This window comes from Streptomyces sp. NPDC044984 (assembly GCF_040646935.1).
GTDB lineage: Bacteria > Actinomycetota > Actinomycetes > Streptomycetales > Streptomycetaceae > Streptomyces.
Window position 1 is genome coordinate 114,566 of the sequence record NZ_JBEZBE010000027.1, and the last position, 13,477, is coordinate 128,042.

General features: G+C 75.1%; 12 protein-coding genes and 1 pseudogene. 6 read left to right on the forward strand and 7 right to left on the reverse strand.

The features are described from left to right. Nucleotides 1-21 precede the first annotated feature (21 nt). The gene (locus AB0A94_RS27055; protein WP_361748458.1) at nt 22-924 is read right to left on the reverse strand and encodes a DMT family transporter; all 903 of its coding nucleotides are present in this window, start codon (nt 922-924) and stop codon (nt 22-24) included. A gap of 366 nt (nt 925-1,290) precedes the next feature. On the opposite strand from AB0A94_RS27055, the gene AB0A94_RS27060 reads away from it, so the two are divergent. After that, nucleotides 1,291-2,355, forward strand: coding sequence for a galactosyldiacylglycerol synthase (locus AB0A94_RS27060; protein WP_361748491.1), 1,065 nt, complete (start codon nt 1,291-1,293; stop codon nt 2,353-2,355). A gap of 275 nt (nt 2,356-2,630) precedes the next feature. On the opposite strand, the gene AB0A94_RS27065 is transcribed toward AB0A94_RS27060, so the two are convergent. Together AB0A94_RS27065 and AB0A94_RS27070 are read right to left on the reverse strand one after the other, a co-directional pair. Beyond that, nucleotides 2,631-3,461 carry a ribonuclease BN gene (locus AB0A94_RS27065; protein WP_361748460.1) on the reverse strand — a complete coding sequence of 277 codons (831 nt, stop codon included), beginning with the start codon at nt 3,459-3,461 and terminating at the stop codon, nt 2,631-2,633. Continuing rightward, entirely contained in the window at nt 3,458-4,894 is a 1,437-nt protein-coding gene (locus tag AB0A94_RS27070; RefSeq protein ID WP_361748463.1) for a SigB/SigF/SigG family RNA polymerase sigma factor, read from the reverse strand. The genes AB0A94_RS27065 and AB0A94_RS27070 overlap by 4 nt, the downstream gene beginning before the upstream one ends. 325 nt (nt 4,895-5,219) lie before the next feature. On the opposite strand from AB0A94_RS27070, the gene AB0A94_RS27075 reads away from it, so the two are divergent. Both AB0A94_RS27075 and AB0A94_RS27080 read left to right on the forward strand, forming a co-directional pair. Next, entirely contained in the window at nt 5,220-6,188 is a 969-nt protein-coding gene (locus AB0A94_RS27075; RefSeq protein ID WP_361748465.1) for a chlorophyllase, read from the forward strand. A 111-nt stretch (nt 6,189-6,299) separates the two neighbouring features. Beyond that, nucleotides 6,300-6,959 carry a hypothetical protein gene (locus AB0A94_RS27080; protein ID WP_361748466.1) on the forward strand — a complete coding sequence of 220 codons (660 nt, stop codon included), beginning with the start codon at nt 6,300-6,302 and terminating at the stop codon, nt 6,957-6,959. A gap of 135 nt (nt 6,960-7,094) precedes the next feature. Here the strand turns inward: AB0A94_RS27080 and AB0A94_RS27085 are convergent. Further along, nucleotides 7,095-7,217: pseudogene (locus AB0A94_RS27085) on the reverse strand (XRE family transcriptional regulator); the annotation flags it as partial. Nucleotides 7,218-7,384: 167 nt separating this feature from the next. On the opposite strand from AB0A94_RS27085, the gene AB0A94_RS27090 reads away from it, so the two are divergent. Next, nucleotides 7,385-8,263, forward strand: a complete 879-nt coding sequence (locus AB0A94_RS27090; protein WP_361748468.1) for a GNAT family N-acetyltransferase — start codon at nt 7,385-7,387, stop codon at nt 8,261-8,263. A gap of 89 nt (nt 8,264-8,352) precedes the next feature. Here AB0A94_RS27090 and AB0A94_RS27095 read toward each other — a convergent pair whose 3' ends face one another. Genes AB0A94_RS27095 through AB0A94_RS27105 form a run of 3 tightly spaced genes read right to left on the reverse strand, consistent with a single transcriptional unit; the run spans nt 8,353 to nt 11,730 of the window. Then, nucleotides 8,353-8,664, reverse strand: a complete 312-nt coding sequence (locus tag AB0A94_RS27095; protein ID WP_361748470.1) for a hypothetical protein — start codon at nt 8,662-8,664, stop codon at nt 8,353-8,355. 37 nt (nt 8,665-8,701) lie between these two features. Continuing rightward, complete coding sequence (locus AB0A94_RS27100; protein ID WP_361748471.1) at nt 8,702-9,385, reverse strand: response regulator transcription factor; 684 nt, start codon at nt 9,383-9,385, stop codon at nt 8,702-8,704. Next, nucleotides 9,382-11,730 carry a histidine kinase gene (locus AB0A94_RS27105; protein WP_361748473.1) on the reverse strand — a complete coding sequence of 783 codons (2,349 nt, stop codon included), beginning with the start codon at nt 11,728-11,730 and terminating at the stop codon, nt 9,382-9,384. Before AB0A94_RS27105 ends, AB0A94_RS27100 begins: the two co-directional genes overlap by 4 nt. A 240-nt stretch (nt 11,731-11,970) precedes the next feature. Here AB0A94_RS27105 and AB0A94_RS27110 point away from each other — a divergent pair, with 240 nt between their 5' ends. Further along, on the forward strand, nt 11,971-12,420 hold the full coding sequence (locus tag AB0A94_RS27110) for a DUF5707 domain-containing protein (RefSeq protein WP_361748475.1): 450 nt from the start codon (nt 11,971-11,973) through the stop codon (nt 12,418-12,420). 110 nt (nt 12,421-12,530) lie between these two features. Next, nucleotides 12,531-13,370: an alpha/beta hydrolase gene (locus AB0A94_RS27115; RefSeq protein WP_361748477.1), complete on the forward strand. Its 840-nt coding sequence runs from the start codon at nt 12,531-12,533 to the stop codon at nt 13,368-13,370. Nucleotides 13,371-13,477: the final 107 nt, after the last annotated feature.

Sequence of the window (13,477 nt, forward strand, 5' to 3'; positions counted from 1 at the left end):
CGCACGAGGCGGCCGCGACGGCTACGACACCGGCCGGGGCACGTCGTCGCCCGGGTTCCGCGACGCCGTGTCCCAGTGTCCGGAGACCGACGGGGCGCGGGCCAGCCCCGCCGTCCCCGCACCCATGAGCGCCACGCCGATCACCGCGGGCAGCACCCGCACACCGAGCGTGATCTGCTCCCCGAACAGCGCCCATCCCAGCGCCACGCTCGTCAGCGCGTCACCGAGGGTCAGGGCGGGCTGGGACGCCGCCAGTGTTCCGGCCCGGAACGCGCTCTGGAGCAACAGGAAGGCGACGGCTCCGGCGGCGGCGGTGGCGTACACGGGCCACGTCCCCAGCACGGCGCCCGCCCCGTCCGGAATCCTGCCGGTCACTTCCTTGAGCAGCGCCGCCGTCAGGGAGAACGACACGGCGGACGCCAGCCCCAGCAACCCCGCGCGCGGTGCGCCCCGCACCGCGCGGGCCGTCACCACCAGCGCCACCACGGCACCCAGCACCACCCCCGCGGCCACGGTCCACCGCCCCGCGGAGGCCGTGGACCGGCCGGCGGCCGGAGCGACCGAGGTCAGGAACGCCGCCAGCCCGGCGGCCAGGGCGGCGAACGCCAGCCAGGTCCTGCGGTCCGGACGACGGTGGAAGACCACGCTGCCGACGACGAGGGTGAACAGCAGTTCGGCGGCCATCAGCGGCTGGACCAGCGCGAGACTGCCCACGCCCAGAGCCGCCGCCTGCAGAACGGTCGACAGCGCCAGCATCCCGGCACCCGCGACCCAGTAGGGCCGCCGCAGCACCCGCCCGAGCCAGCGGACGGCCTGGCGCACGCCCGCGCCGCCCTCCGGTTCGTCCGCCGCGGCCCGCCGCTGCAGTACCGAGGCCGCGGCGTTGGACAGCGCCGCCAGCAGGGCCAGGACGACGACCAGCACGACGCGACGCCGTTCAGCCGGACACGGCGGCGAGCCGCCGGTACGGTCCCGGCGCCGCGCCGGCCGGCGCCACGGACGTCCGGGGCGACGGCACGCCGGCCGGGCCGGTGGGGGAAACGTGAGACATGGGCCTGCACCTCGGCTGCGAGGGTGAACGCCGGGGAGACCGCCGTCCGCGGCCGCTCCCGGCGTCCGGCGGGGAGGGGGACCCCGGAGTATCCCCGGCCCGGCCGCCGAAACGCGGGAAGGCGTGTTTCACCGGCGCGGTGGAAGGAGACACACCACCCCGTGCACTCACCGTCTCCGTGGCCCCGCCGGAACGTGCCGGCGGACGGCGGGCCGCGACTGCTGATCGTCAGCGCGAGCATGGGGGCCGGCCATGACACGGTGGCCCGCGAACTCGCTCGCCGCGCCCGGGAACAGGGCCACGACGCGCAGGTCGTGGACCTCCTGCGGCTGCTTCCGTACGGTCTCGGGGCCGGGCTGCGCCTCTTCTACCAGGCGTCGGTACGGCACTTCCCCTGGGCGTACGCGGGCCTCTACCGCGCGCTGCTGCGCCCCGGTCCGCGGCACCGCCCCAGCGGCATCCCCCTCGCCCGGCTGGCGGGCCGCCGTCTGACGGACATCGCGGAGCGCACGGGCGCCGACGTGGTGGTCCCCGTCTTCCACCTGGCCGCTCAGCTGACCGGTCATCTGAGGGCCCACGGGCGACTGCGGTCCCCGAGCGCCGTCTTCATGACCGACTTCGCCGTCCACCGGCAGTGGCTCCATCCCGGCAACGACCTGTACCTCTGCCTCACCGACGACGCCGCGCGGGACGTGGGCCGGCGCGTCGCGGCGCCCGTCGAGACGACCGGACCGGTCGTGGCGCCGGGCTTCTTCGCGCCGGCCGCCGGAGCGGCGGAATGGCGGCGGCGCTTCGAGCGGTGCGCCCCCGGACGCCCGCCCGTCGTGCTGTCCGCCGGCGCCTGGGGCGCGGCTTCGGAGCTGGACGGGACCGCCCGGCTGCTCGCCGCCGCGGGTTTCCTCCCGATCGTGCTGTGCGGCCGGAACGAACGCCTGCGGGCCCGCCTGGCCGGGCTGCCGGGCACGCTCGTACCGGACTGGGTCACCGACATGCCCGGCCTGCTGCGCGCCGCCCGTGTCCTGGTCGACAACGCCGCCGGTCAGACCGCCGTACAGGCCCTGGCCTCCGGGCTGCCCGTGGTGGGCTACCGTCCGCTGCCCGGCCACGGCGCGGAGGGCGTACGCCGGATGGCGGCGCTCGGCGTCTCGGAGATCGCCGTGGACGCCGCCACGCTGCTGTGCGCACTGCGGCGGCTGTCGGCGGACGGTGCCCACCGGGACCGCCGGATCGCCCGCGGGCGGGAGCTGTTCCGGGGGGACGTGGTGGCCCGGGTGGCCGCGCTCGCCCGCATGTCGCCCGTGTGACCCGGCGGATCCGCCGGACATACCGGATCTGCCGGAAGCGCCTTCGCGGTCGCCGCGGGAGCGGCTGCCCGCCGGGGTGGCGTCCGCGCGTACGGTGCCGTCCTCGGCGGCGGCCCGGGGTCGCCGCACGGACTCCGGGCCGGAGGGCCGTCGCGAGGCCCCCGACAGCGGCCCTCGCCGGGAAGGCCGTCGAATGCGGTCCGTACGGCCGCGGCGACCGGGCCCGCCCCTCCGCGGGGAGGGCGATCCGCCCGCGCGAGCGCGCGTCGCCTCCGTCAGCCGTCGCCGGCCGGTCCCGTCCCGGGCGGCGGGGGCAGGCCCGCGGTGAACCGGTGCCCGTGGTGGTGGAGGAGCCAGCGGCCGAACAGGGCGCCGCCGAAGATGACGAACCCCACGCCGATGAGCCAGGACTCGACGATGAGGACGACACCGACGGTGCCGTAGCTGATCGCGTTGTCGATGATCAGCGGGGTGAAGACGAAGTAGGAGAAGCCCCGCAGGCCGATCAGGCCCGCCATGGTGGCGAGGGCGCCCGGCAGCAGGTGCCACCAGCCGATTTGGCCGCCCAGCAGGAAGCGCTGCCCCCACCAGAAGAACAGCACGCCGGTCGCCAGCGAGAGGGTGATCCGCTCCGGCCCGTGCAGGGCGTCGCGGGTCAGCACCTCCTGGTAGAGGTACGCGGTCAGGACGCACAGCCAGGTCGCCTGGCGCCAGATCCGGTGCCACGGCCCCGGCGGCAGGTTCCACGTCCGCTCGTAGCCGTTCTGGACGCTCCCGCCGAACGGGATGCCGAACGCGGCGAGTGCCAGCACACCCCACAGGCTGGTGGTGCCGATCACCTCGCGCGGCGGGCTGATGATCTCCGTGAGGAGGCGCGCGGACCGGCCGGACAGTCCCATGCCGTCCGCCAGCCAGGCCGCGAAGCCGCCCCGCCCGAGCGGATCGGCGGCGGCGATCACGATGAGCAGGGGCGCCAGCGTGACCAGTGCCAGCGTGGCGAAACCCATGGCCCTGTGCATCAGTTCGATGTCGCGGCCGCGCCGCGTCAGGGTGTGGGCGCCCAGCCACTCCCATCCGTGCCGGAGCGCGCGCAGGCCACGCCTCACGGTGCGCTCCTTCGTCGGCTCGCGTCCACGCACCTGTGCCGCCCGTCGGCAGGCGGGACACACCTGGGCGGGAAAGGTGCTCTCCCCTCGTGCGCGCGGCGGGCGGGAGGGGGCCGCGCGGCCCGGCAGGGGAGCCCGGCGCGCCGGGCGGCGGCCGGCCGCGCCCTCGCGGTCCGCGCCCCGGCCCCGGCACACGTCCGGCACGGGGCGTCGAACGGGACGGACCAACGCGCGCCGAACGGGAGGGACCAACGCGCGCCGAATGGGACGGACCCCCGCGCGCCTGCGGAGCGCCACCGGGCCGGGTGCCCGCGACCGAGCCGGTGCCGGCCCCCCACGCCGATCGCGCCGACCGCGCCGCGCGGAGCCGGGCCGGCCGGGTGCGGGTGGGCCGCGGAGCCGGGCGCGGGGCGGGCCGGGCCGGTGGACCGCACGGGACGTACCGGCTTCTCCGCGGCACGGCGACCGCACGAGGCGCGCGCCGGCCGGGCGGCCCGGCCGGCGACCGGGGCCCGCGTCTCCGCGGCGGCTCCCGCGCACGGCTCGGCCGCCAGGAGCGCTTCACGGAGCCGGTCGAAGCACCGCCGCAGGATGCGCGACACCTGCATCTGGGAGACGCCGATGGCGTCCGCGATCTGCTGCTGGGTGCGCTCCCGGTAGAAGCGCAGGTAGAGCACTCGGCGGTCGCGCTCCGGCAGTCGCTTCACCAGGGCGGCCAGGGACACGGTGTCGACCACCCGGCCGAGCGCCGGGTCCTCGGCGCCGACCAGACGGGCGAGCGGCCCCTCCCGGCCGTGCCCGGCGGGCTCGTCGAGGGAACGCGGACGGCATGCGTGCACCGCCCGCAGCGTGGACAGCACGCGGTCCTGTCCGAGCCCGGTGTGCTCGGCGATCTGCTCGGAGGTGGGCGAGCGGCCGCCGAGCCGCTGTTCGAGCTCCTCGACGGCCTGGAAGATCCGACCGCTCGCCTCCTGCAGGGGCCGGGGCAGCCGTACGGTGGTCGTGCGGTCGCGCAGATGCCGCCGGAGTTCACCGGTGACCTTGGGGAGCGCGTACGCCAGGAAGGCGTGGCCCCGGGCGGGGTCGTAGCCGTCGACGGCCTTGATCAGCCCCAGGGACGCGACCTGCACGAGATCGTCGGACTCCTCCCCCCGGCACTGGAAGCGGCGCGTGACCCGCCGGGCCATCGGCAGCAGCAGGCGGATGACACGGTCCCGGAGGGCGGCCCGCCGCGGTCCCGGCGGGTGCTCCGAGAGTTCGCGCAGCAGCGCGTCGAGCTGCTCCGAGGAGGGTTCCGGTACGGCTGCGTCGCAGGTCCGGATCACGTCGGCGGCTGAGGTGGACATGGGCCTCTGGAGGGTGTCGGCCTGGTGGGACACGTACGGCGTGACGTTGCCGCGGTCGGCCGGTGCGGGGAGCGGCGGCCACGCCATTCTCGGAGTCACCCTGCGGCCGGGCCCCGAAACCCGGTCTGAGCCGCGCGCGGGAACCCCGTCCGTCCCACGAGTGACGTCAGGCGCCGGCCGGTTGCGCACCGGACCGTTCCCGGTTCCGGCCGGTCCTCGGACCGCCGCGACGCGGCCCCCGTTCCGCGGGCGGGACGCCGGCCCTGGACCGCCCCTGCCGTTTGACAAAACGGAACCTTGCTCCGGATGATAAGCGGAGCAGCGTTCCGTTTCATTTCGGCGCGCCTAACACCCGTCCGCCGCCGCCCCGTTGGGCCGTCGGCGGGGCGGGCCACAGAAGGGACCATTCGCCATGAGCCCAACCCTCGACACGGACACCGCCACCGCCTTCGGCGCGTCCGCCCCCGTCCTGTCGTACGGTCCGGTCATCCTGTCCGTGCCCGGACGACCCGTGGACCTCCGGATCCGGGTGTCCGCGCCCGTGACCGGCACGGACCTGCCCGTCGTCCTGTTCTCCCACGGTCACGGAGCGTCGAACAACCTCTCCTCGCTGAACGGGTACGCCCCCCTCGTCGACCTCTGGGCGGCAGCCGGGTTCGTCGTCATCCAGCCCACCCACCTCTCCTCCCGCACGCTGAGCCACCGACTCACCGGCGCTCCCGGGGCCCCGCTCTTCTGGCGTTCACGCGCGGAGGACATGAGCCACATCCTCGACCGGCTCGACGAGATCGAGAGCGCCGTGCCGCGACTCGCCGGACGCGTCGACCGGGACAAGGTCGCGGTCGCCGGGCACTCCCTCGGCGGCCACACCGCCGGTCTCCTGCTGGGCGCCCGGATCACCGACCCCGACACCGGGGACGAAGTGGACCTGGCCGAGCCGCGGATCAGGACGGGCGTGCTGCTGGCCGCACCGGGCAGGGGCGGCGACGTCCTGAACGGACCGATGGCCGAACAGGTGCCGTTCTTCCACACCACCGACTTCTCCACGATGACCCCGCCCGTCCTGGTCGTCACCGGCGACAAGGACGACTCCCGGCACTTCACCGACGTCGGCCCCGACTGGCACGCCGACCCCTACCGCCTCGCCCCCGCACCCAAGACCCTGCTCACCCTGTTCGACGCGGGGCACCTGCTCGGCGGGATCTCCGGGTACGACGCCGCGGAGACCACCGACGAGGATCCCGGGCGCGTCGCCGCGCTCGGAAGCCTCACCTCGGCCTACCTGTGCGCCCAGTTCGGGTGCGGTGACCATGACTGGCGGGAGGTGTGCGAGGCGCTGACGGCCGGTCCCGCCCCGGTCGGCCGGGTCGAGTTCAGGTAGGGCCGGCCCCGACGGGCACCACCCCGCATCCCGGGCGGACGCGGGGAGCCCACTCCGGGCAACCCCCGGGCGACCGGTTCCCCCATGGGGGAGAGCCATGGGGATGAGGCGATGCGCAGGGGGAGAGGCCGGGGGAGGACGACGCCCGCGACCGCCGAGGTCTGGACGAGCCCCGGGGCGCTCGCCGCCGACGCCGTCGGTGAAGTGACCGACGGACAGCGGAGGTCGGTTGCCGGGCGGAGGACACGGCCGCCGCTGCCGGCCCGGGCCGCCCTGCTGTGCACGGGAGCCGTGGTCGTCGGCCCCGGAGTGCTGGTGGCGGTCTCCCCGGACCCGAACTCCGACCTGCCGGAAGGGCGGGTGGCCGGGCCGTTGGCGGCGATGGGGCTGATCGCCCTGCTCTTCGGCGTGCACACCGTGCCGTTCGCGCTGTTCGCCGGGCTGCCCCGGTGGAGGGCGCGGCGCCGCCGTCGTCGCGTCGAGGTCCTGAAGGCGTGCCGGGTCGTGGGCGCACCGGGCGTGATCGGGGCCACCGGCGTGTCGGTGGCCGGACGCACCATCGCCGTACCGGACGGCTCCCCGCCGCTGCCGGCACCGGGAACCTACTGGCTGTACTGGCTCGAACCGGCCCACGGCGACGGCGAGCCGCTGCTGTTGCCGGCCGAACCGGTCGACGTCCGGGAGGCCGCGGGCCGACGCGCGCACGCCGCTTCCGCGCACGTCCTCCCCGCGCCGGACGCACCGCCCGATCCGCCGCGTCGTACGGGCTGATGCGCGATCCCGCGCCGATGGCGGCCTCCCGCGGTCCGCCCGCTCGCACCTCGTCCCCGACGGTGCCGGACCCGGCACTTCCGTACGGGCCGCCGCCGCGGGTCGGGCCGAGGAACCGCCGGCGCCGGTGGCCTCGCCGTCGTCGCGCTGGTGGCCGCGGCGGGCGTCGCGGTCGAAGATCCCCGGGATCTCGCAGGGACCGCCCTCGACGCCGAGGGCGTGCGGAAGCATGGTGGGGAACTCGGCGGCCTGGTCGGTTCGGGGCGGACGGCTTCCGGACCGTCCCCCACGACCCGCCGGGACACGGCCGTCCCGAGCGGCCGGCGGGCCGTGGCGCATCGGTCGCCGCCCGGACCGGCCCCCTGGGACGCCTTGCGGCCCGGGGAAGTGCTTCCCCGGGCCGGGCGGATCCGAGATCATGGAGCATGCTTCCGGACGACTGGCGACTCACCGAAGACGTGGACGACTTCCTCGCTCGTGCCGGAGACTTCCTGCGCTCGCGGCCCGCCCTGCACAACACGCCGTTGACGGACATCGAGAAACTGCGGACACGCGGGGCGGACGCACGCGGTGCCGGAACCACCGTCTTCGGCCGACTGGAGTCGGGAGGCGAGGTCCGTGCGGTCTTCTATCGCACTCCGCGCGGCCGCCTGGGCCTCACGCCCCTGTCCGCCGAGCGGACCGACGCCCTCGCCGCTCACCTGGCCGGCCTCGGCCACTCGCCCTCCGACGTCATCGCGGACCGCGCCACCGCCGGCGCCTTCGCCGAGTCATGGCAGCGGCACACGGGTGCGGTGCCGGTCCCCTTCTGGCGCACTCACCTCTACCGTCTCGGCACGCTCACCCCACCGCAGCCGTGCCCGGAGGGCCGGGGGCGCCTCGTGGGCGGAAAGGACCGTGAGCAAGTCGTGCGGTGGTGCCGCGAGTTCTGCGTCGACGTCGGGGAGCAGTCCTCCATCGACCTGATCGACGCCGGCTCCTGGGACGACTCGCGCTTCGGCGACAGGCACTTCACGTTCTGGGAGACCCCGGACGGCACCCCCGTCTCCATGGCGGCCGCCACCTCGATCGTCGGCGGCATGGTCCGGGTGGACCCCGTCCACACCCCGGCCCGTCTCCGGGGCCGCGGCTACGCGGGCGCCGTGACGGCCGAGGTGAGCCGTGCCGCGCTGGCCGCGGGCGCGACGGACGTCGTCCTCTTCACGGACCCGGCCAACCCCACCAGCAACGCCCTCTACCAGCGCATCGGATACGTCCGCGTCGCCGACTTCGCCGGGTACAGGTTCTCCTACGGCGCACCGTAAGGCGGTGAGGGGACCTTGGTCCTCTCCCACGCGCCGGTCCGGGCCCGGGGCGGGTGGACCGATCCGGCCGCCCCGAGCGGTTTCCGCCGTCAGGATGCCGTGTCCGGGTTGCTCCCGCGGCGCAGCGCACGGGCGCACCAGCCGATGACCACGGCGTTGATCAGTGTTCCGAGGACGATGGAGAGCAGGAACGTCGTGTCGCCTTCGGGCAGGACGAGCAGCAGCACGAGGCCGGCCGGGAGGCTGGCGAAGATCGGGACGACAATGGCCATGGATCCCTCGGAAGCGGCGACGAGCGCCCATCCGAGCAGCAGTGCGCAGCCCGTCAGGTAGACACGGGCGGCGACGGTGCCGAGGGCGCGGCGCACACCGCGCAGGACGAAGAGACCTGGACCGGTCATGGGGACGGACTCCTGGATCGTGGTGGCCGACGGTTCGTCAGGCGGGGGAGTGGGGCGGGTTCGGGTGGGCGAGACCGAGGTCGTAGGCGAGGATCGTCGCCTGGACGCGGTCGCGCAGTTCGAGCTTGCGGAGCAGTGCGTTGACGTGGGACTTGACTGTGCCGACGGTGATGCCGAGGTGTTCGGCGATCTCGGTGTTGGTGAGTCCCGCGGCGATCAGGCCGAGGACGTCGCGCTCGCGGCCGGTCAGGTGGTTCAGCTCGCGGGGGGTGGTGCCGCCCGGGAGCGCGGTGCTCGGTCTGGAGGCGTAGTGGCCGATGAGCCGGCGGGTGGCGGACGGGGCGAGGACGCTCTCGCCCGCGGCCACCACCCGGATGCCGTTCAGCAGTTCGCCGGGGTGCACGTCCTTGAGGAGGAAGCCGGAGGCGCCGGCGCGCAGTGCGTCGAAGACGTACGCGTCGAGGTCGAAGGTGGTCAGTACCAGGACGCGGGGGGCGTCGGGGTGTCCGGTGATGATCCGGGTGGCGGCGATGCCGTCGAGTTCGGGCATGCGGACGTCCATGAGGACCACGTCGGGTGCCAGTTCCCCGGCGAGGCGTACGGCCTCGGCGCCGTCGGCGGCTTCGCCGACGACCGTCATGTCCTCCTCGGCGTCGATCACGGCGGCGAACCCCGCCCGTACGATGCCCTGGTCGTCGACGACCAGCACCCTGAGGCTCATCGTTGTCTCTCCTCGTCGTCCTGCGGTGCGGCCGGTGCGGCCGGTGCGGCGGTCAGCGGCAGCAGGACGCGGATCGGACCGGACGGGCCGGCGGTGACCGTCCCACCGGCCGTGGCGGCCTGCGCCGACAGCCGTCGGCGCAGGGCGGAACGCGCGGTGTCCGGAACGCCGGTCGCCGTGAGCGTCAACGCGGTGTCGTCCGCGTCGATCTCCACTGTCATCGGCTCCTCGCCGCCGGCCGCGAGTACCGTTTCGCAGGCATGGTAGGCGGCCAGGTCCACGGTGGTGGGCAGCCGTCTCGGTATGCGGTCGGTCAGGTGTATCCCGACGTCGCGGCCGGTGGCCCGGACCTGATGGGCGAGGAGGTCGAGCGCCTGCAAGGTGGGCTGTGGACGCAGTGCGGGCACGGCCTCGCCGTCCCGGACCGCGTCGAGCAGGGCGCGCATCGCGGCGAGGGCCTCGCGGGCGCGTTCGGCGACCTCGTCGAGCCGGCCCGCCTCGGCCCGCGCGACCATGTCGGCGGTCCGCGCCAGCACGGTGGTCTCCAGACCGGTGGCGATCCGGCGGCGCTCGGCCCAGGCGTCCCGTACCGCCTCCTCGGTCCAGGCCGCGAGATGTTCCGCCTGCGCGCTGCGGGCGGCCCGGCGGTGACGCCCGCGCAGGGTCCCGCCCCACCAGGCCGCGCCGACCACCAGCGCCGCCAGGGCCGTCGACCCCGGGGCGAGCACCCAGCCGGGGAAGGACGCGCCCCGGTGCACCAGGGCGGTGGTCGTGGCCGCCGCGTGCACCGCCGTGGCCACGACCGGTCCGGCCCACACGGACACGTCCGGGCGGTCTTCGGCGACGGACGGACCGGTGGCGGCGGCGCGGGCCGCGGCGGAGGCGATCACCGCGCAGGTGGCGGCCATGCTCAGCAGGGGAGGCAGGAGCACCCAGCCGGTGTACTCGCCCACGGCCGTCGCCACCGGCCAGAGCAGGGCCAGACCGCACACGACACCCTGGGCGGTGCGGGGCGCCCGGTGCCGCCACAGCAGTGCGAGCGCCTGCCCCGCGGCCAGCAGTGCGAAGAGCGCGCCTGCCGACGCCCCCGGTCCGTTCGACGCGGATTCCGTCCGGACGACCAGCAGGGGCAGCAGCGGTTGTACGAGGAGACCGACGGCGGCCGTCACCTGTGCCAGGCGGTACCGCCACGGGACCGGAGGTCTCACCGAGGCGGCGGCGAGCCGGCCGGGCAGGACCGCGCTCACCTCCCAGCCGCCCTCCGCCGTCGGGCCGCTGGTCAGGGTGCCGCCCGCCTCCCGGGCCCGCGACCGCAGAAAGCCCTGGCCGCGCCCCGAGCCGAGACCGGCGCCGTGCGCCGGCGAACCGGCCGGCGGTGCGGCGCTGGTGACGACGACCTCCGTGCGGGTGTCGCCGTACCGGCACCTCACGGTGGTGTGCGCACCGGACGCGTGCCGCGCCACGTTGGTCAGCGCCTCGCGCACGATGCCGTACGCCGCGTCCCCGACGGCACCGTCCGGCAGCGCGTCGATCTCGCACTCCACGTGCTGGCCGAGCCGGGAGAACCCGGCGACCAGAGCCAGCATCCGGTCCCTCGGCGACGGCTGCTGGTCCCGTGCGGGCGCCGGCGCCCGCACCGCGCCGAGCGCCCGGGTGACCTCACGGCCCGTCTCGGCGGCGAACCGGAGGGCCTCCTCGGCCAGTTCGGGGCGACGGTCGCGCAGCCCGAGCGCCGCACCGGCGGTGACGACCACGGCCGTCAGATGGTGGGCGCTGACGTCGTGCAACTCCCGTTCCATCCGCTGCCGTTCGACCGCCGGGAGCCGGTGACGCTCGATCTCGGCCCGCTTCAGCCGCTGTTCGGCGGCCAGCCGGGTGCGCCGGTTGCGCCGTACCAGTGTTCCGGCGGCGGACGCGGCGGCGTACAGCACGGCCGTCAAGGCGAGGTCGAGTCCGTCGCGGTCACTGAGCCCGTGCAGGGTGATGCCGTACAGGGACTGCCAGAGGGCGAGCGTCACCACGCACAACAGGGCGGTGAAGGCGTCGCGTTCACCGGCCACGGTGAACAGGGCCAGGGCCGCACCCGCCGTCCCCAGCACCGCCGTGGCCCCGGCGGGCAGGGGACCGGCCCCCAGCGCACACGCGGCGGCGACCACGACGAGGGCGAGCACCGGCCTCGAACGGCGCAGCGAGAGCGCGGCCGTCACCAGCCCGGCGACGAGGGCCGCCACGAAAAGGTCGGCCCCCGCCGGAACACTCCCGCGGATCGCCTCCGCTCCCGGCCACACGAGGGCCTGGGCGCCGAGCAGCACGAGGGGCAGGAGCCGGTCGTCGGTTCTCTTCATAAGAGATCAAGGTTAAGACCGCAGGTGAGCGGCTGTCCTCAGGCCTGAGGCGGACCTCCTTCCCTTACCTGGGGTGCAGAGGCTGCACCCGCGGTTCGACGCGGCAATCGTCCCGCGGCGGGAGGATCGGGCGGGCATCCCGGCCCTAGTCTCGATCACATCGGGAAAGCGGCCGACCGACCAGCGGTTACTGGGCTTTCCCGTCCGTCGAAACTCCACTCGCACACAGGGGGATCCCTCATGTCCAAGCGCGTTCTCGTCCCGTCCGTCATCGGCCTCGTCACCCTCGGCGCCCTCACCGCCGGCGGCTACGCCATGGCCTCCACCGCCACGCAGCCGACCGTGGAGAACGGCACCGCCGGTTACACCGCTCCGTCCCAGCGGGGCGAGGGGAAGCTCTCGTTCACCGCGGACGTCAGCGACGACTCCGGTGTCCGCGAGGTCAGGGTCGTCGCGTGGCCGGCCAGCTCCGAGCTCGACCCGACCGAGTCGGAGCTGCGGTACGTCGACGAGGCCGAGTGCCGCAGCACCTCGGACGAGACGTCCCACTGCGCCTACACGCTGAAGGTGACGCGGCAGGACGCGGCCGACCTGGCGGAAGGCACCTGGCACGTGTCGGTGCTGGCGACGGCGAAGGACGGCGGCACGACGTTCGTGCCCCGCGCGGCCACGTTCGACGTCACCCGCTGACCCGTCACCAGGACCGGGTGCCCGGGGCGGCCGGCCGTGGTGACGCCGGCCGGCCGCCCCGCCCGCCCCGATCAGGGCATCAGCCCCACACACACAGAAGGACATGGAAGATGCGCATCACCCGACCGACCCCCTCCGTCCGGCTGCTCACCCTGCTCGGTGCCGCGGCCGTCGGCCTGTCCGTCACGGCGGTGACGCTGCCCGGCGAGGCCGGCGCGGCGTCCCGCCACCAGCAGACGCGGCCGACGATCGTGCTGGAACACGGCGCGTTCGCCGACGCCTCCAGCTGGGACGGCGTCGTCGAGCGCCTGGAGCGGGCGGGCTACCCGGTCGTGGCCGCCGCCAACCCGCTGCGCGGTCCGGCGAGCGACGCCGCCCACCTGCGCGGTGTCGTCCAGCACATCGACGGGCCCGTGGTCCTGGTCGGCCACTCCTACGGCGGCACCGTCATCAGCCAGGCCGCCGCCGGCCTGGAGGACAAGGTCAAGGCCCTCGTCTACATCGCCGCGTTCCTGCCCGACGCCGGTGAGAGCTCGCTCGGGCTGACGGACAAGTTCCCCGGCAGCACCCTCGGCGACGTGATCGACCCGGTGAACTACACGCTGCCGGACGGCAGTCGGGGCGCCGACGTCTACATCGCGCAGGACAAGTTCCGCAAGCAGTTCGCCGCGGACGTACCGGCCGGCAAGGCCCGGCTGATGGCCGCGGGCCAGCGCCCGATCGCCGCCGCCGCGCTCGAGGAGAAGTCCACCCGGGCCGCCTGGAGGACCATCCCCTCCTGGTCCCTGGTCACCACCGAGGACCTCAACATCCCCGTGGCCGCCCAGCGTTTCATGTCGGACCGCGCCCACGCCCGCACCACCGAGATCGACGCCTCGCACGCGGTGTCCGTCTCCCGTCCCGGCGCCGTGACCCGCATCGTCGAGCAGGCCGCCCGCACGGTCCGCTGACACCACCCGACCCCACCCCCTCGTCACATCTCGCACCAGGAAGGCAGCAACCACCATGCCGTTCATCACCGTCGGCCGGGAGAACACCACCGACATCGAGCTCTACT

Bases quoted from the DNA above. Each gene is read 5' to 3' on its own strand.
- AB0A94_RS27080 (WP_361748466.1), top strand. From the start codon at position 6,300: ATGCGCAGGGGGAGAGGCCGGGGGAGGACGACGCCCGCGACCGCCGAG.
- AB0A94_RS27075 (WP_361748465.1), top strand. From the start codon at position 5,220: ATGAGCCCAACCCTCGACACGGACACCGCCACCGCCTTCGGCGCGTCC.
- AB0A94_RS27070 (WP_361748463.1), bottom strand. From the start codon at position 4,894: ATGGCGTGGCCGCCGCTCCCCGCACCGGCCGACCGCGGCAACGTCACG.
- AB0A94_RS27105 (WP_361748473.1), bottom strand. From the start codon at position 11,730: ATGAAGAGAACCGACGACCGGCTCCTGCCCCTCGTGCTGCTCGGCGCC.
- AB0A94_RS27090 (WP_361748468.1), top strand. From the start codon at position 7,385: ATGCTTCCGGACGACTGGCGACTCACCGAAGACGTGGACGACTTCCTC.
- AB0A94_RS27110 (WP_361748475.1), top strand. From the start codon at position 11,971: ATGTCCAAGCGCGTTCTCGTCCCGTCCGTCATCGGCCTCGTCACCCTC.
- AB0A94_RS27115 (WP_361748477.1), top strand. From the start codon at position 12,531: ATGCGCATCACCCGACCGACCCCCTCCGTCCGGCTGCTCACCCTGCTC.
- AB0A94_RS27060 (WP_361748491.1), top strand. From the start codon at position 1,291: ATGGGGGCCGGCCATGACACGGTGGCCCGCGAACTCGCTCGCCGCGCC.
- AB0A94_RS27100 (WP_361748471.1), bottom strand. From the start codon at position 9,385: ATGAGCCTCAGGGTGCTGGTCGTCGACGACCAGGGCATCGTACGGGCG.
- AB0A94_RS27095 (WP_361748470.1), bottom strand. From the start codon at position 8,664: ATGACCGGTCCAGGTCTCTTCGTCCTGCGCGGTGTGCGCCGCGCCCTC.